We start from the raw sequence: 18693 nt of genomic DNA on the forward strand, positions 1-18693 counted from the left end.
TGTTTAAACACCAAAGAAAATTTCAGGTTTTAATCTAAGCATTAAACAATATGCAGCCAAACTAGCTTGCTCTCTTGTGTAGTTTCTATTGCCTTGTATGTGAATGCATTCTTGTAAAAAGGTTCCATCTTTATACATAGCTCCTATGTAGATGGTGCCTGCTTTGGTATTTTTATCATTTTCTTCTCCAGCTACCCCACTAAGCGCTAAAGCAAAATCACAATTTGTAGTTTTAAAAACCCCTTTTAGCATAAAATAAATACAACGATCAGAGTATTCTCCAACATTTTCTAAGGTATCATTGCTCACCCCAAGCCAAGAATTTTTCAAACGGTTAGAATAAGTCACCAAAGAACCTTCAAATACACTAGAAATTCCTGAATTTTCAGCAAATTTTGAAGCACAAAGTCCTGCGGTGCAACTTTCTGCAAAGGAAATTTTTAAGTTTTTTTCTAAAAGTTTTTTAGCTATAAATTTAATAGGATCATTCCCTAAAAATACTTTGCCCGTAAAAAGTTTAAAAACTCCCTTTAAAAAGCCTTCTAGTTTTCCATACTGACTAGCGCTTGCTCTAATACAAATGAGATTATCTAACAATGCACTTGAGCTAGTTTGAATTTCAAAAGAAGTAGTAAGTGTGCTAAGTAAGATATTTGCACTCATTTCATCTATATCTAAAAGACAAAAATACGCATAATCAAGTTCAGGATTTTGTAAAATCATAGGCAATTTTTGCTCTATATTTATGTTTAATAAATTAATATAGCATTTTTCAAAAGAACTTAAAAAGGAATTTTTTTCACGTAAAGCTTTTGAAGGTACTAAAGTATCATTTTCTAAGATTAAAACATCATCATTTAAGGTTGCTATGATTTTAGCTATGGTTGCATAGTATTCACTAATGCTAAAAATGGTTATATAGCTATATTCTTTAGAAAGTTTTTCAAGTAAAAAAGGAAGTTCTTTATCAGGTTTGTTTATAAATTTTAACTCATGAAGCTCTAAAAACTGCTTTTTGTATTCTTCTTGTATATAATGCATATAATTTTCATTAATAATAATTTCACTACCTATAATGATGATAAGATGTTTCATGATTTTCCTTTTTTTCTTGCGATTATAACAAAAAAATAAGTGCAAATTAAAAGTATTTTAAGTAGAATTTACTATTTTTAAATTTTTCAAGGTGGATTATATGGATTATAAAGATACGCTATTGCTTCCAAACACGACTTTTGCAATGCGTGCAAATTTAGCAGAGCTTGAGCCTAAGCGTTTTAGCAAGTGGTTTGAAAACAACTATGCTTATGAAAAAATGAAACAAAAAAGACAAGGGGTAAGTGAGAGTTTTACTCTGCATGATGGACCTCCTTATGCTAATGGACATTTGCATATTGGCCATGCTTTAAATAAAATTTTAAAAGATATCATCATCAAAATGCATTATTTTCAAGGTAAAAAAGTGCGTTTTACTCCGGGTTGGGATTGTCATGGTTTGCCGATAGAACAGCAAGTTGAAGTTAAACTTAAAGATAAAAAGCAAAGTTTAAGCAAAAAAGAAATTCGTGAGTTTTGTAGAGAGCATGCGAGAGAATTTGTAAATATCCAAAGAGATGAATTTAAGTCTTTGGGTGTGATTGCTGATTGGGATGAGCCATACTTGACTATGAAAAATGCTTTTGAAGCAGATATTTACAAAGCTTTATGTAAAATCGCTAAAAAAGGACTTTTGTTAGAAAGAAGCAAGCCTGTTTTTTGGAGCTGGGCTGCTAAGAGTGCGCTAGCAGAAGCTGAAGTAGAGTATGAAGATAAAGAAGATTATTCTATTTTTGTAGCATTTGAGCTTGATAAAACTTCGGTTGAAAAATTAGGAGTAGAAAAAGCAAAAGCGGTAATTTGGACTACCACACCTTGGACCTTACCAGCAAATCAAGCTATATCTTTAAATCCAAATGAAAAATATGTTATTACTGAAGAAGGTTATATTTTTGCTAAAGCCTTACTTGAAAATATGATCAATAAAAACTTCACTCAAGGAAAAATTCAAAAAGAACTTTTGGGTTCTGAATTTGAAAATTTAAGTGCTATGAATCCACTCAATCAAAGAAAATCCACTCTTATTTTAGGCGATCATGTTTTAATGGAAGGTGGAACAGGGCTTGTGCATACTGCACCAGGACATGGTGAGGATGATTACTATGTGTGCTTAAAATATGGCATTGAAGTGATTATGCCAGTAGATGATGGTGGGTGTTATGATGAAACACTAAGAGCTAAAGGACTTTTACCAGAACATTTGCTAAATGAGTTTATAGGACTTCATATTTTTAAAGCAAATGAGCGTATTTTAGAATTGCTTGGCGAAGCTTTGCTTGAAAGTTCTAAATTTACACATTCTTATCCATTTTGCTGGAGAACGCATAAACCGGTTATTTATAGAGCTACAAAACAATGGTTTATCTTAATGGATGAGAAAAAACTAGATGGAAAATCTTTAAGAGAACTAGCACTAGAGCAATTAAATAATGTGAAATTTTACCCAGAAAGCGGGGTAAAAAGACTTAGTTCTATGATAGAAAATCGCCCTGATTGGTGTATATCAAGACAAAGAGATTGGGGCGTGCCTATAGCGTTTTTTAGAGATAAAAACACCAAAGAAGTAATTTTTGATGATGATATTTTAGATCATTTAGTGGGAATTTTTGAAGCAAATGGAGCTGATGCGTGGTGGGATTTAGAAATAAAAGATTTATTACCGCCAAATAGCAAATATGATCCAAATAATTTAGAAAAAGTTTATGATATTTTAGATGTTTGGTTTGATAGCGGTAGTACTTGGGAAGCAGTGTTAAACTCAGCTAGATACGACGCAGGAGAATATCAAGCTTCAATGTATCTTGAAGGAAGTGACCAGCACCGTGGGTGGTTTCAAAGCTCACTTTTAATTTCCACTGCTATCAATCACAAAACCCCATATAAAAACATACTTACTCATGGCTTTACCGTAGATGAAAAGGGTCAAAAAATGAGTAAATCTAAGGGTAATGTGATTTTACCTCAAAATGTAGCTAAAAATTATGGGGTAGAAATTTTAAGACTTTGGATAATGCTTAGTGATTATTCAACGGACTTAAAAATTTCAGACAATATCTTAAAACAAGTAAGCGAGCAGTATAGAAAGATAAGAAATACTATAAGATTTTTACTTGCAAATACTAATGATATGGAATTTTTAGAAACAAAAAATTTCACACTTTTAGATAAATGGATTTTAATGCGTGCAAAAGTTGCTTTTGAAGCATGTGAAGCTGCTTTTGAAAAATATGAATTTGCAAAAGGCTTTAGTGTGCTTTTAAATTTCTTAAGTGCGGATTTAAGTGGAATATATTTAGATGTGTGTAAAGATAGATTATATTGTAATGCAAAAGATAATACAAAGAGAGTAAGTGCACAAAGTGCCATGGTGTTAATAGCTAGAAAACTTTTTGCGCTTTTAGCTCCAAGTTTAACTTACACCATAGATGAAGCTTTAGAGCATGCAAATGTGGCTATTAAAGAAAATGCTAAAGATGTGTTTGATTTGGTATTAAAAAATGGCTTTGATTATGAGTATAAAATCGAAGATGAATTATTTATAAAATCAAGAGAAAAATTCTTTGAGCTTGTTGATATGTTAAAAAAAGATAAAATCATCAAATCAACTCTAGAGTTAAGCTTGCAAACAAGTGCAAATGAGCTTTTAAGTGAAGATATTGAAGAAGTAGCTGATTGGTTTATGGTAAGCTCGGTAGAAAGCTTAGATGATAAAGAAGCTTTGAGTGAGTTTAAAATAGATGATCATAGTTTTAAAATAGTGCGTTCTTCATTGCACAAGTGTCCAAGATGTTGGAAATTTTTAGCAAAAGAAGAAGAATGCTTATGTCCAAGATGTAATAGCGTGGAAAAAGCAAAAAATGTTTGAGCAAGCTTTACCTTTTAGCGTGGTAGTGATTACTTTATTGAGCTTTTTATTGATCACGCTTTTTTTATTTTATTTGGTTAAAAAATTTAAGGATAAATAATGGTAACTTTAAAAGAAGCTTTGAAATTTTCAAATGAAGAATTAGAAAATCTAAAAAAAGAATTAAATGAAAAAGCACATCAGCAAAAGCATTTAGGTGCTTATGTAGAGCAGTTTTTAAATAAAGACTTAAGCACTTCAGGTGCTGGTGTGCCAGTAGCTATAAAAGATAATATTAGTGTAAAAGATTGGGAGTTAACTTGCGGTTCTAAAATTTTACAAGGCTATGTGGCTCCTTATGATGCAAGTGCTATTGTGAATTTACGTAAAAATAATTTTGCTCCATTTGGAAGATGCAATATGGATGAGTTTGCTATGGGAAGTACGAGTGCGACTTCTTTTTATGGTAAGACTTTAAACCCACTTGATAATACCAAAGTCCCAGGTGGAAGTAGTGGAGGGAGTGCTGCTGCAGTTGCTGCGGGGATAGCTTTGGCAAGTTTGGGCTCAGATACGGGTGGTTCAGTAAGACAGCCTGCTGCTTTTTGTGGTTGTGTTGGGTTTAAGCCAAGTTATGGAAGAGTTAGCAGGTATGGTTTAGCAGCGTATTCTTCAAGCCTTGATCAAATCGGAGTTTTAACGCAAAATGTTGAAGATGCTGCGATTTTATATGATGCTATTGCAGGTTATGATGAAAAAGATAGCACAAGTGCAAACATAGCTTTTGAACCAACTGCGCCAAAACTAAATGCAAATAAAAAGCTAAAAATAGCTGTGATTAAAAACTATGTAGAACAAACCAATGATGATGTAAAACAAGCCTTATTAAAAACCATAGATATGTTAAAAGCAAATGGACATGAGATTGTTTATAAAGACTTAATGGATTCTACATTTGATGTTGCAGCTTATTATATCATAGCAGCAGCTGAAGCAAGTGCAAATTTGAGTCGTTATGATGGTGTAAGATATGGTAGAAGAAGCGAAAAATGTGATAATCTTAGCCAAATGTATGTAAATAGCAGAAGTGAAGGCTTTGGCGAGGAAGTAAAAAGAAGAATTTTACTAGGAACCTTTGTTTTAAGTAGTGGGTATTATGATGCATACTATATCAAAGCACAAAAGGCTAGAAGATTTATCAAGCAAAAATATGAAGAAATTTTAAATGATTGTGATTTGATTTTTATGCCAGTTGCTCCAAGCGTTGCTTTTGGCTTTAATGATGTTAAAACCCCTATTCAAATGTATTTAGAAGATGTATTTACTATTTCAGTGAATTTAGCAGGACTTGGTGGCATTAGCGTGCCAGTAGGAAAAAATGAAAATGGACTTAATATCTCTGCGCAGCTTATCTGTAAAGCTTACGATGAACAAACTTTACTAGATGGCGCTTTAAGCTTAGAAGAAATTATTAAAAATAAATAAAGGAAAAATTATGAAAATCATCAAACGCGCTTTGACTTTTGAAGATGTTTTACTAGTTCCTCAATATTCTGAGGTTTTGCCTAAAGAAGTAGATATCAAAACAAAACTTACAAAAAATATTACCTTAAATATGCCTTTAATTTCAGCTGCTATGGATACGGTTACTGAGCATAGAGCAGCTATTATGATGGCAAGACTTGGTGGTATAGGGGTGATCCATAAAAATATGGATATAGCTTCACAAGTTAGAGAGATAAAAAGAGTTAAAAAAAGCGAAAGTGGCGTGATTATGGATCCTATTTACATAGGGGCTAAAGCAAGCGTTAAAGAAGCGCTAGAACTCATGGCTGAATATAGAATTTCAGGAGTTCCTGTGGTAGATGAAAATAAAACCCTAATAGGAATTTTAACTAATCGTGATTTGAGATTTGAAACTAATTTTGATAATTTAGTAGAAAATGTAATGACAAAAATGCCTTTAATCACTGCTAAAAAAGGCTCTACTTTAGATGATGCAGAAAGGATTTTCTCTACTAATAAAGTAGAAAAACTTCCAATCGTAGATGAAAATAATCGTTTAGAAGGTTTGATTACTATAAAAGATTTAAAAAAACGTAAAGAATATCCAAATTCAAATAAAGATGCCTATGGAAGATTAAGAGTAGCTGCAGCCGTGGGTGTAGGTCAGCTTGATCGCGTAAAGGCTTTAGTGGAAGCTGAAGTTGATGTTATAGTAATGGATAGTGCGCATGGACATTCTAAAGGTATTATTGATACATTAAAAGCAATTAAGGCTGAGTTTAATGTAGATGTGATAGTAGGAAATGTTGCAAGTGCTAAAGCGGTTAAAGATTTATGTGAAGCAGGCGCGGACGCTGTTAAGATAGGTATAGGGCCTGGAAGTATTTGTACTACACGCATTGTTTCGGGTGTGGGTGTGCCTCAAATTTCAGCCATAGATGAATGTGCGATAGAAGCAAGTAAATACGGCGTGCCAGTAATCGCTGATGGGGGTATAAAATACTCAGGTGATATTGCAAAAGCTATTGCAGCAGGTGCAAGTAGTGTGATGATAGGTTCACTTTTAGCAGGAACTGATGAGAGTCCAGGTGAGTTATTTACTTACCAAGGAAGACAATATAAGAGTTATCGTGGTATGGGAAGCTTAGGTGCTATGCAAAAAGGAAGTTCAGATAGATATTTCCAAGAAGGTACAGCTCAAGATAAACTTGTACCTGAGGGAATTGAAGGTAGGGTACCTTATGTAGGAAGTATAAAAAGTGTAGTTCATCAACTTTTAGGTGGACTTAGATCTTCTATGGGTTATGTAGGTGCAGTAGATATCAAAGCTTTCCAAGAAAGAGCTGAATTTGTAGAAATCACCGCAGCAGGATTAAAAGAAAGCCATGTGCATGATGTAACTATCACTGCTGAAGCACCAAATTATAAGGTAAGTAATTAATGGAATTTGAAGATCATATCAAACAAGCCGAACTTTCTTTGGAAAAACTTAACGATAAAGATTTAGATCTTAAAACTTGTGTGGAAATTTATAAAGAAGGTTTAAAAAGTATCAAACAAGCAAGAACTATGCTTGAGAATGCTAAATTAGAAATCGAGCAAGTAGATGAGTAGTGTTGTAGCTTTGCAATTTCCCACTTTGGCTTTGAGTGAATCAAGACTTGATTATTATCTAAAAGCTGCTAAGGAAAGTGGTGCGAATTTGGTGGTTTTAGGTGAGTATGTTTTAAATAGCTTTTTTAGTGAGCTAAAAACTATGCCAAAAAGTATGATCAAAGAGCAAAGTCAAAGCAAAAAAGCAAGCTTGATAAAACTTACTAAAAAGTATGAATTAAACATTATTGCACCTTTCATAAGTGTTGAAAATGATGGCTTAAAAAAACTATGCTTAAAAGTAGGCCCACAAAATGTAAAAGTATACGAACAACAAATTTTAATGCCTTATGCACACTGGAATGAAGAAAAATTTTTTAACAATAAAAAAACTGATAAGCTTAAACTTTTTACTTTCACACATGAGGGCTTAAAATGTGCTTTGCTTTTTGGCTTTGAGGCACATTTTGATATCTTTTGGCAAATGATCATGAAAAAAAAGATAGATTTAGTCATCATTCCCACAGCTAGTACTTTTGAAAGCAATCAAAGATGGCTAGAACTTTTAAAAACAAGAGCCTTTTTAAACTCAACAAGCATTTTAAGGGTTAATCGCATAGGTAATTTAAAGCAAGAAAATGAGTGGAAATTTTATGGAGATAGCTTTTTTATTAATGCTTTTGGCGAAGTGCAAGAGCAACTTGGCGATCAAGAAGAAATGCTTGTAGTAGAAGTTAGTAAGGCAAATGAAGCTAGAAATTTATGGGGCTTTGATAAGCTTGTGAAAAATTATGAAGAATAATTTATATTTTAAAACACAAATTATACTTTTAATATAAAGTATAATTTGCTAGAATTAACAATTTAATATAGTAAATTTGGATTTAATTATTTTTGTTTATTAACTATAAACCAAAGAATTAAAAATCCTATTATTCCAATTGGCAAGGCAAGCATAAATAATAAAAATTTTATAACGATTTTTGTAATGATTAAAAAAAGAGCATTAATAAAAAATACATTATCTCCAAGCAGTATGTTTTTTAGCTCTTCCCATACAAAACATGCAAAAGGAAATAATAAAAAATTAATTCCTAACATAATGAAAAAAGAGATGTCGCTAGACGGTGGAGTGGTTAAATAAAAAAACAAAAAAATACATGCTGCAAACGCATAATGTCTTATAAGCCATACTAGATTTATAGTGCTAAAAACTTTTAGTGGATTGATCAAAATTTACTCCTTGTTTATTTATAAAATGTTTTGCAATTTTATTTTTTTTTTAAATTAATTTCAACTTAATATTTTTATTTTAATATTGTTGCATTGATACTAAATTAAATATATAGGAATTTTAGTATTAATAATTTATATAAGATTATGTAAATATTTTGATGTGCTATGTGATTTATATCAGGATAAAACAAATACTCATTAAAAAGTTTATATTTTATTTTTAGTAAATAAATGATAGAATTTTGCCTTAAATTTTAAAAAAATTTGAGGCAAGAATGCAAAAAATTCATTTTATAGGTATAGGTGGTATTGGAATTTCAGCTTTGGCGAGATTTTTAAAAGAACAAGGCTTTAAGATTAGTGGTTCTGATATCAAAGAAAGTAAAATCACAAAAGAATTAGAAAAAGAAGGTATAGATATAAAAATTCCTCATCACAAAGACAATGTCAAAGATGTGGATTTAGTGGTGTATTCAGCTGCTATCAAAGAAGACAATGAAGAATTAATTAGCGCAAAAAAACAAAACATCACAACACTTTCAAGAAAAGAAGCCTTGCCTATGATTTTAAAAGACAAGAGAGTTTTTGCAGTTGCGGGAGCTCATGGCAAAAGCACAACTTCAAGCATTTTAGCAAGCTTGATAGAAGCTTCTGTGATTATTGGTGCAGTGTTAAAAGAAAGTGGCACTAATATGCTTTATAAAGAAAGCGAAAATCTCATCTTTGAAGCTGATGAGAGTGATAGTTCTTTTTTAAACTCAAATCCTTATTTAGCTATAGTGACTAATGTTGAAGCAGAACATTTAGATCATTATGGAAACGATCTTGCAAGATTACACAAAGCTTATGAAGACTTTTTGCATTTGTCTAAAATTCAAGTGATTAATGCTGAAGATGAATTTTTGTCAAGCTTAAATTTAAATAATGCAAAAAAGCTTTACCCAAGCAAAGATATCACAAATATTTATATGAAAGTAGAAAATTTCAAGCCAAAAACCTATTTTACACTTAAAGATTTAGGCGAATTTAGCGTTTTTGGTATGGGTGAGCATGTGGCGATGGACGCTGCTTTGGCTATTTTGGCTACGAGTGAATTTATAAATATAGAAGAGCTAAAAACTAAGCTTTTAAAATATCAAGGGATTAAAAAAAGATTTGATATTTTGTTTGCAAATGAAAATATGGCTTTGATTGATGATTATGGACACCATCCAACAGAAATCAAAACAACACTTAAAGCAGCAAGTGAGTATGCAAGGCTAGCTGGATATGAAAAAATCATAGCTATTTTTGAGCCTCATCGTTATACACGTTTAAGTGCAAATATAGAGTATTTTAGCGAGGTTTTAGCAAATGTTGATGAGCTTTATATTTTACCTGTGTATGCAGCAGGGGAAGCTAAAATAGAAATTAATATGCAAAAATACTTTCCAAAAGCTAAATTTATAAAAGAAATTAAAAGAGAAGAAAATGCTATTTATCTTGATGATGAGTTGATTGAAAATGGTTTGGTAATTGGCTTTGGTGCGGGAGATATCAGCACAAAGCTCAGGGGAAAGTATGTTTAAGATTTTTTTATATATCTTAGCTTTTTTTGCGATTTTGCTTTTTTTCATTTTTTTGCGTAAAAAAATAGGCAAGATTAGTAATTATCTTTTGATTTTAGTGTTGATTTTAATGATTGCTTTTGCGATTAAATTTGAGCTAAGTGCTACAAGAAGTGGTGTTTTAAAAAAAGAAACACTCAATGCGTTTTTACAAGGACAAAGTCTAATTTGTAAAGATATTAATGTCACCAAAGAGTATTTTAACTTCGAGCATGGAACACAAAGTTTTATTTCAAATGGCAAAAATAAACAATTTAAAGCCTATGTTTTTGATATAAAAGATTGCAAGGTAGATAAATAATGCAAGGGCAATTTTTTAAAAAGCTAGATTTAGATGGCTATATAGAAGACTTTAGAGGACTTTTTGCAAGAGATAAAGAAATTTTTTTACAAGGTGATAGCAAGCTTCATTATAAAAGGATCAATGAGCTTTCGCTGATTGATTTTAATCCTCCACCTATGATAGAAGGGCTAAATAGTGCTTTAACTCATCTTAGCAAGCAAGGAATTTTACATTTAAGTCAAAGCTTTGAATTTATTAAAATCTGTATGTATTTTAGATACTTAAAGGGCTTAAAATTTGAAGAAAGTTTAAAAGAGTGGCTTTTAAAAATAGAAATTCCACAGGCTATTTTAGAGCTTTTTGAATATTTTGATGAAAAGGGTGAGATTAAAGAAAGTGTCGATGAAAGACTTATTAATTTAAATTTAGCTTTAAAAATAAAAAAAGAAAGCTTGGTAGCTGAGTTTAAAAAACTCACTTATACTAAAAATCTTAGTGCTTATTTAATTGATACGCAAATTCATCTTATCAATGGTATGGAAGCTTTGCTTTTACGTGGTGGGTTTAATCATGTCTTAAAAGCAAAAATCATAGGTAGAAGTAGTGGTGGTGGATTTTATGCGGTGCCTTTGAGTGTAGAAAAAATCCAAAGTCAAATAGATGAAATCAAAGATGCCAAAGAAGAAATTTTTTATGAGTATGCTAAAAAAATCAGCTTGGTTTTTTATAAAAATTTGATGTTTTTGAAATTTATTAATAATGCTTTTGATTTATTTGATCATTATAGTGCTAGAGTTTTGATGGCTAAAAAACATGATTATGAGTTTGTTTTAGCTGATAGTTCTAATAATTTAAGCTTATATAACTTCGCACATCCGGCTTTAAAAAATGCAAAAAGCGTTAATATAGAGTTTAATAAAAAAGTTTTAATCATCACAGGTGTAAATGCAGGTGGTAAATCTATGCTTTTAAAAGGAATTTTAAGTGCAGCTTTACTTGCAAAGCATTTGCTTCCTATGAAAATTAACGCACAAAAAAGCCAAATAGGAAATTTCAAAGAATTTGATGCGATTTTAGAAGATCCGCAAAATGTAAAAAATGATATTTCTACTTTTGCAGGAAGAATGTTGCATTTTTCTAAGCTTTTAGGTAAGAAAAATGTTTTATTAGGAGTTGATGAGATAGAGCTTGGGACAGATTTTGAAGAAGCTGCGTGTTTATATACTGAGCTTATTTCTAAGCTTTTAGAGCAAGATAATAAAATCATCATTACAACCCACCACAAACGCCTTGCTATGCTTTTGGCGAAAAATTCACAAGTAGAACTCATCGCTGCTTTGTATGATGAGGAACTATCACGCCCAAAATATGAGTTTTTAAAAGGCACCATAGGTAAATCTTATGCATTTGAAACGGCTTTAAGATATGGTATAAGTGCAAATTTAGTGCAAAATGCTAAAAAGCTATATGGCGAAGATAAAGAAAATTTAGAAGAAATGGTAAGTAAAAATATCAATCTTGAACTTTCTTTGCGTAAGAAAAATGAAGAACTTGAGAAAAAAGAAGCCAAAGTGGATGAAATTTTACTTTCACTCAAAGATCAAAAAGAAAAAAACGAGCAAGAATTTAAAAAGCTTGTTTCTAGTTTAGAGTTTAAATATCACAAAGCCATAGAAGAAGCTAAAAAAACAATAAATCTAAAAGATATTAAAGAAAAACAAAGAAGTTTAAACAAAGCTAATGAGCTTAAAAAAAGCATTGTTTTACCAAGTATGGAACAAAATGAAGAGCTTAGGGTGGGGGATTTTGTAAAATATGAAAAAATCAAAGGCAAAATCACTGCAATTTCAAAAAATGATGCGATGATTCAAAGCGATGGTTTAAGTTTGCGTGTGCCTTTAAAGCTTCTTAAAAAAAGCAATCAAACTCCTACACAAAAGGTAAAATCAAGTGTCAATATAACCCGCCCAAGTGCTTTAAATATGACTTTAGATTTACACGGCTTAAGAAGTGATGAGGCACTTGAAAGATTAGATAAATTTATCTCTGATGCCTTGATAGTAGGTTTTGATGAGGTGATAGTTTATCATGGTATAGGCACAGGAAAATTAGCTTTTGCGGTAAAAGAGTTTTTAAAAGCTCACAAGAGTGTAAAAAGCTTTAATGACGCTCCGATTAATCAAGGTGGTTTTGGTGCTAAGGTGGTTAAGCTATAAGGATATAAATGATTACAAAAGATAATTTAAAAAAAGTTTTAGAAAGTTTAGGTTTTAAAAATGAAAATGAAAATTATATAAAAACAATCAATAATTATACACTTATAGTAGACTATAAAAATCAAAGTATTAATTATCCAAAAGAAATCAAAATTCATGATACATCTACTTCTAATTTTTCACGCCCTGAAAATTTTGTAGTTTTTGAATGCGTACATAGACTTTTGGAAAAAGGTTATAAGGCTGAACATTTAGAATTAGAACCAAAATGGAAATTAGGCAGAGAAGCAAAAAGCGGCAAAGCTGATATTTTAGTAAAGGATAATGAAGACAATCCTTATTTGATGATTGAATGTAAAACGACGGATTTTAAAAATGGTGAGTTTGCAAAAGAATGGAATAAAATGCAAGAAGATGGAGGGCAACTTTTTTCTTATCTTCAGCAAGAAAAAGGCGTAAAATACCTTTGTCTTTATACAAGTGATTTTATTGATAAACTAGAATACAAAAACTACATCATACAAGCTTTTGACAACGAAGAATATCTAAAAGAAAAAGAATTGCAAAATTCTTATAAAAAAGCTAATAACAATATAGAACTTTTTAAAACTTGGAAAGAAAGTTATGAATTGCAATATTTTGAGCAAGGCATTTTTGAAGTAAATGTTAATGCTTATAAAATCTTAGAAATAACTCCAACTTTTGATAATCTTAAAGAACTTAAAGAAGAAGGTAAATATCATGAATTTGCAAAAATTTTACGCAAGCATAATATATCAGGCAAGGAAAACGCCTTTGATAAGCTTGTAAATATTTTTCTTTGTAAAATTTATGATGAAACTTTTAATAAAGACAATCTCAAATTTGGATATTTTGGCGTAATGGCGGATACTTATGCAAATATGCAAGATAGATTAATGTGGCTTTATAAAGAAGCTATGAGGGAATTTTTAGGAGAAAAAATTACCTTTGTATCTAATGAAGATATAGAAAAAGACTTTAAACAATTAAAGATAAAAACATTAAAAGAAGTAATGCAAAATTACATTAAAGAATTAAAATTTTATTCAAATAATGATTTTGCATTTTTAGAAGTGCATAATAAAGAATTATTCTTAAAAAATGCACTTGTATTAAAAGAAATAGTAGAGCTTTTTGCAAATTATAAACTTACTCAAAATTCTACCAATCAATTTTTAGGCAATCTTTTTGAACTTTTTTTGCAAAAAGGTATGAAGCAAGATGAAGGGCAGTTTTTCACTCCTATTCAAATTTGCGAATTTATTATGTATTCTTTACCGCTTCAAGAAATGTTAAGCAAAAACTCTAAAGCTTTAAGGGTGATTGATTATGCTTGTGGTGCTGGACATTTTTTAAACACCTATGCTAACGAGCTTAAGCGTTATCTAACAGAAGATGAGCTTAAAGAACATTATAAAAATATTTATGGTATTGAAAAAGAGTATCGCTTAAGTAAGGTTTCTAAGGTATCAAGTGCAATGTATGGGCAAAATGAAATTAATATTTTATATGCAGATGCACTTGCTTCTTTTGAGCTAGCAAATATAAGCAATCTAGAAGGTGAAAAGGCAAAACCACAAATAGAATCAAATAGTTTTGATTTGCTCATAGCAAATCCGCCTTATGCTGTAAAAGGATTTTTAGAAACTTTAAGTAATAAATCTAAAAATACCTATAAACTTTTTAATGGTGATATAAATATAGAAACAAATAATGCTATCGAATGCTTTTTTATAGAGCGAGCAAATCAAATTTTAAAAGATAATGCAAAAGCTGCTATTATCTTGCCAAGTCCTATTTTAAATAAGGGTTCTATTTATAAAAACACAAGAGAAATATTATTTCAAAATTTTGATTTTATTGCCATTGTGGAGCTTGGTAATCAAACATTTGGTGCAACAGGGACAAATACGATTATTTTATTTTTACGCAAAAAAGAAACTTTTAAACAAGAAAATCATCTTATTTCTCAAGATTATAGTTTGATTAAAGAACGCATAGAAGCTGAAAATTTAAAAGACAATGAAAATTTTTATCAAAATTATCTAAATGTGTATTGTGACTTTAGAAAATTTGATAAAGAGCTTTATGAAAATTTTTTAAATGGCAGCTTAGATTCTAAACTTGCAGAGCTAGAAGCCTTTAAAGATTATCGCAATGCATTTGAGCAAACAAGCGATTATAAAAAACTTAAAGAATCTAAAATTTATAAAGAGAGTAAAAATAAGCAAGATTTAGAAGATAAAACATTTTTAGCTTATACTCAAGCAATAGAAAAGGATAAATTGCTTTATTTTTGTTTAAGTCTTAATCAAGAAGTTTTAATCATAAAATCCCCAGGTGATATAAAAGAACAAAAGAAATTTTTAGGCTATGAGTGGAGCAATAGAAAAGGCGATGAAGGTTTAAAAGAATTGCACGAGCCTTATTTTAGCCCACTTTTTGAAAGAGGTAATCCGCAAAATGAGACTAAGCTTAATTCTTTAATTTGTAAAGCATTTTTAAAAACTCTTGGCGATATACCAAAAGATTTGCAAGGCTATGCTAGTAAAGCAAGGCTTGTTGATATGATGGACTTTGAAAAAGTGGAATTTAATAAAGCTATAAGTTTAAATCCTAGTAATTCAACACAAAATGAAAGCTCTAATCCTTTTGCAAATTCTAAATATGAGTTGGTGAAATTGGGGGAGGTGTGTGAGGTGTTAATAGGCGGAACCCCGTCAAGAGCTAATACTAGTTATTTTCAAGGTAATAATCTTTGGGTTTCTATTGCAGAGATGAATGGACAAGTAATCTTAGATACAAAAGAGAAAATTACAAATGAGGCAATTAAAAATTCTAATGTTAAACTTATACCCAAAGGAACAACTTTATTAAGTTTTAAATTGAGTATAGGTAAAACTGCACTTGCCGGTAAAGATTTATATACTAACGAAGCGATAGCTGGACTTATTCCAAAGAATAGGGAACAAATTATTGATAAATATTTGTTGTATTTTTTTCAAAGTAAGATACTAAATTTAAATTCTATAAGAGGAAATAATGCTTTTGGTAAAAGTTTAAATAGTAAAATTTTAAAAGAAATTTTTATTCCTCTCCCACCGCTTGAAGTTCAAAAACAAATCGTTGCAGAGTGTGAAAAAGTAGAAGAGCAGTATAGCACCATAAGAATGAGTATAGATGAGTATCAAAACCTAATCAAAGCAATACTTCAAAAATGTGGTATTATAGATGATAATGGGGGGGGGGATGAGCTAAATTCTATTTTAGGTAAAATTAATAATTTGTGTAAAATAAATTTAGATAATAAATCTTTATCATTATTTAATAAAACAATTAAAGAATACACTTTATCAAATCCAATTTTTAAACTAAGTATTGGAAAAAGAGTTTTAAATAATGAGCTGCTTGAAAATGGACAAATTCCTGTTTATAGTGCAAATGTATTAGAAGTATTTGGATTTGTTAATAAAGAAATTTTACAAAATTATGATAATGATTCTGTTTTATGGGGTATAGATGGAGATTGGATGGTGGAATTTATGCCAAAAAATAAAAAGTTTTATCCAACTGATCATTGCGGGGTGTTAAGGGTTGATGATACAAAAATAAATGCTAAATACATAAGTTTTGTTTTAAACGAAGCTGGTAAAAAACAAGGGTTTTCAAGAAAACTTAGAGCTTCAATAGATAGAATAAAAGCATTGAGGATTAAACTTCCTTCTTTAGAATTTCAAGATCAAATAGTAGATATAACTGACAAGATTGAGAAAAAAATCAATGAATATAAAATAGAACTTGACAGATTGGAAAAAGAAAAAGAAAAAATCTTACAAAAATATTTATTTTCTTAAAGCATTTTTCGCTAAACTTTATAAATTTTATGAGGTTTATTGAATGAAACAAGTGATGATTTTAAGCGGAGCAGGTTTATCCGCTCCAAGTGGTATAAAAACTTTTAGAGCTAGTGGTGGACTTTGGGAAGAGCATGATGTGATGGAAGTTTGCTCAGCAACTGGCTTTAGAAAAAATCCTAAAAAAGTTTTGGAATTTTATAATAAAAGAAGAAAAGAACTAGCTAGTGTTAAGCCAAATCACGCACATAAAATCATCGCTTTATTAAAACAAAAATTTCCAAAACAAATTAGCATTTTAACGCAAAATGTAGATGATTTGTTAGAGCGAGCAGGTTGTGAAGAAGTGGTGCATTTGCATGGTTTTTTACCTGAACTTAGGTGTTTAGAGTGTGAAAATATTTTTAACATAGGCTATGAAAATAGTGATGATAAAATTTGTCCTAAATGTCAAAGCAAAAGTATAAGGCACAATATCGTGATGTTTGAAGAAATGGCACCAAATTATAAGATTTTATATGAAAAATTACAAAATTGCGATTTATTTGTATGTATAGGCACAAGTGGGCAGGTTTTACCTGTGGGAGAGTATGCAAGAGTATGTAAGCAAAGTATATTAAATAATCTTGATGAGGATAAATATTTAGAAAGTAATTTTACTAAAGTTTATATAGAAGATGTTTGCACAGCCATCGATAAAATCAAAACTGATATAGAAAATTTCTTGGAAGCAAAATGCTAGAAGTAATCTTACAAGGTATAGTTTTAGGTATGGGTGTGTCTGTGCCTTTTGGGCCTGTGAATATTTTAATCTTAAATACTGCTTTATCTTCTTTTAAAAATGCTTTTTGTGTTGGGCTTGGTGCTTTAAGTGCTGATATACTTTTTTTGATTTTGATTAATCTTGGGCTTTTAAGCTTTGCAAATAATGAATTTTTTTATAAAATACTAGCTGTTTTTGGCTTTTTCTTTTTGAGTTTTATGGTATTTTTAATGCTAAGAAAAACGAGAAAAGTCGATCTTAACAAGGTAAATAAAACACATCCTTTAAAAGGTTTTAGTAAAGGATTTTTCTTAAATGTTACAAATCCTTATGTTATAGGCTTTTGGGTGAGTGTAGCAGGGCTTAGCATGCAGAGTAAAAACTCTTTTGCCTTGCTTTTTGGTTTGGTGGGTTTTATTGTGTTTTGGATTTTTACTTTATCGTTTTTTGTGTCTAAATTTAAAGCCCTTGTAAAAAACAAACATATATTTTACATTAATCTTTTTTCAGCATTTATTTTAGAGTATTTTGCTCTTTCTATGCTGTATAAAGCTTTTATAGGATAGAACATGCAAGTAGTTGAAATTTTTAAAGAATTAAGTAAATTTAAATCCATCACCCCAGATGATGATGGGGCATTAAATTATATTGCAGTGGAGTTAAGTGATTTTGAAGCTTTTTTTATAGAAAAAGAAGGTGTGAAAAATCTTTTGCTGACTAAAAAATTTAGTGATGATGGGGAACATTTAGCTTTTGGTGGGCATGTAGATGTAGTACCTGCGGGAGAGGGTTGGAGCAGTGATCCTTTTGAGCCTTTAGAAAAAGATGGGTTTATCTATGTAAGAGGCGCGCAAGATATGAAAAGTGGTGTGGCTGCTTTTATGTGTGCGGTTAAGGAAGTAGAAAATTTTAAAGGAAGAATTTCATTAATTTTAACAAGTGATGAAGAAGGCGAGGCTAAATTTGGCACGCTTGAAGTGCTTAAATTTATGCAAGAAAAAGATATGTTACCTGATTTTGCTGTGGTTGCTGAGCCAACTTGTGATAAAAAATTTGGAGATAGTATTAAAATAGGGCGTCGTGGCTCTATCAATGCAAAATTACTCATCAAAGGTAAGCAAGGCCATGTAGCATACCCGCAAAAATGCATTAATCCTGTGCATAATTTTGCTTCGGCTTTGAAATTTTTAGCAGGATTTGATCTTGATCCAGGTGATGAGGTATTTGCACCATCTAAAATCGTTATTACTGATATACGCGGTGGTATGGAAATGTGCAATGTAACCCCAAATGATTTAAAATTGATGTTTAATGTAAGAAATTCTCCACAAACTAGCTTAGAAGATGTAAAAGCTTATGTAGAAAAGACTTGTGAAGGGCTTGATTATGAGTTGAGCATAAATCAAAGTTCAAAGCCTTTTTTAACACAAAGTGATTCTAAAATCGTACAAAAGCTAAATGAGAGTGTACAAAAAATCACTCAAGTAGTGCCAGAACTTAACACCAAAGGTGGTACAAGCGATGCAAGATATTTTGCTGAGTTTGGTGTGAAAGTAGTAGAATTTGGCGTGTGCAATGATAGAATTCATGCCATTGATGAGAGAGTGAGTATAGAAGAGCTTGAAAAATTGTATTTAGTTTTTAAAGATTTATTAGAGAATTTTAACTAGGATA

13 protein-coding genes are annotated in these 18693 nt (G+C 30.7%); 12 read left to right on the top strand and 1 reads right to left on the bottom strand.

Annotated elements, in window-relative coordinates; genetic code table 11:
* Positions 1-3: 3 nt before the first annotated feature.
* A complete protein-coding gene (locus L8V82_RS02610; protein WP_263723904.1) occupies positions 4-1095 on the bottom strand; it encodes a CinA family protein in 1092 nt (363 codons plus the stop codon).
* Positions 1096-1195: 100 nt separating this feature from the next.
* Here L8V82_RS02610 and ileS point away from each other — a divergent pair, with 100 nt between their 5' ends.
* From ileS to dapE, 12 genes are all read left to right on the top strand, one after another.
* Entirely contained in the window at positions 1196-3961 is a 2766-nt protein-coding gene (ileS, locus tag L8V82_RS02615; protein ID WP_263723905.1) for an isoleucine--tRNA ligase, read from the top strand.
* 99 nt (positions 3962-4060) lie between these two features.
* Positions 4061-5425 (top strand): Asp-tRNA(Asn)/Glu-tRNA(Gln) amidotransferase subunit GatA, encoded by a 1365-nt coding sequence (gene gatA / locus L8V82_RS02620; RefSeq protein WP_263723906.1) that lies wholly within the window; start codon positions 4061-4063, stop codon positions 5423-5425.
* Between the two features lie 10 nt (positions 5426-5435).
* Positions 5436-6887, top strand: coding sequence for an IMP dehydrogenase (guaB, locus tag L8V82_RS02625; protein ID WP_263664221.1), 1452 nt, complete (start codon positions 5436-5438; stop codon positions 6885-6887).
* Positions 6887-7060: an exodeoxyribonuclease VII small subunit gene (xseB, locus tag L8V82_RS02630; protein WP_039628709.1), complete on the top strand. Its 174-nt coding sequence runs from the start codon at positions 6887-6889 to the stop codon at positions 7058-7060. Before guaB ends, xseB begins: the two co-directional genes overlap by 1 nt.
* On the top strand, positions 7053-7841 hold the full coding sequence (locus L8V82_RS02635; RefSeq protein ID WP_263723907.1) for a carbon-nitrogen hydrolase family protein: 789 nt from the start codon (positions 7053-7055) through the stop codon (positions 7839-7841). Before xseB ends, L8V82_RS02635 begins: the two co-directional genes overlap by 8 nt.
* 709 nt (positions 7842-8550) lie before the next feature.
* Positions 8551-9843 carry a UDP-N-acetylmuramate--L-alanine ligase gene (gene murC, locus L8V82_RS02640; protein ID WP_263723908.1) on the top strand — a complete coding sequence of 431 codons (1293 nt, stop codon included), beginning with the start codon at positions 8551-8553 and terminating at the stop codon, positions 9841-9843.
* Entirely contained in the window at positions 9836-10183 is a 348-nt protein-coding gene (locus L8V82_RS02645) for a hypothetical protein (protein WP_214100544.1), read from the top strand. The genes murC and L8V82_RS02645 overlap by 8 nt, the downstream gene beginning before the upstream one ends.
* Positions 10183-12381, top strand: coding sequence for an endonuclease MutS2 (locus L8V82_RS02650; RefSeq protein ID WP_263723909.1), 2199 nt, complete (start codon positions 10183-10185; stop codon positions 12379-12381). Before L8V82_RS02645 ends, L8V82_RS02650 begins: the two co-directional genes overlap by 1 nt.
* An 8-nt stretch (positions 12382-12389) precedes the next feature.
* Complete coding sequence (locus L8V82_RS02655) at positions 12390-16256, top strand: restriction endonuclease subunit S (RefSeq protein ID WP_263723910.1); 3867 nt, start codon at positions 12390-12392, stop codon at positions 16254-16256.
* A gap of 43 nt (positions 16257-16299) precedes the next feature.
* Positions 16300-16998 carry an SIR2 family NAD-dependent protein deacylase gene (locus L8V82_RS02660; protein ID WP_263723911.1) on the top strand — a complete coding sequence of 233 codons (699 nt, stop codon included), beginning with the start codon at positions 16300-16302 and terminating at the stop codon, positions 16996-16998.
* A complete protein-coding gene (locus L8V82_RS02665) occupies positions 16992-17585 on the top strand; it encodes a LysE family transporter (RefSeq protein ID WP_039628698.1) in 594 nt (197 codons plus the stop codon). The genes L8V82_RS02660 and L8V82_RS02665 overlap by 7 nt, the downstream gene beginning before the upstream one ends.
* 3 nt (positions 17586-17588) lie before the next feature.
* The gene (gene dapE, locus L8V82_RS02670) at positions 17589-18689 is read left to right on the top strand and encodes a succinyl-diaminopimelate desuccinylase (protein ID WP_263723912.1); all 1101 of its coding nucleotides are present in this window, start codon (positions 17589-17591) and stop codon (positions 18687-18689) included.
* The last annotated feature ends 4 nt before the right edge of the window (positions 18690-18693 follow it).

The organism is Campylobacter sp. IFREMER_LSEM_CL2151 (assembly GCF_025771725.1).
In the GTDB taxonomy this organism is placed as follows: Bacteria; Campylobacterota; Campylobacteria; order Campylobacterales; family Campylobacteraceae; genus Campylobacter_D; species Campylobacter_D lari_C.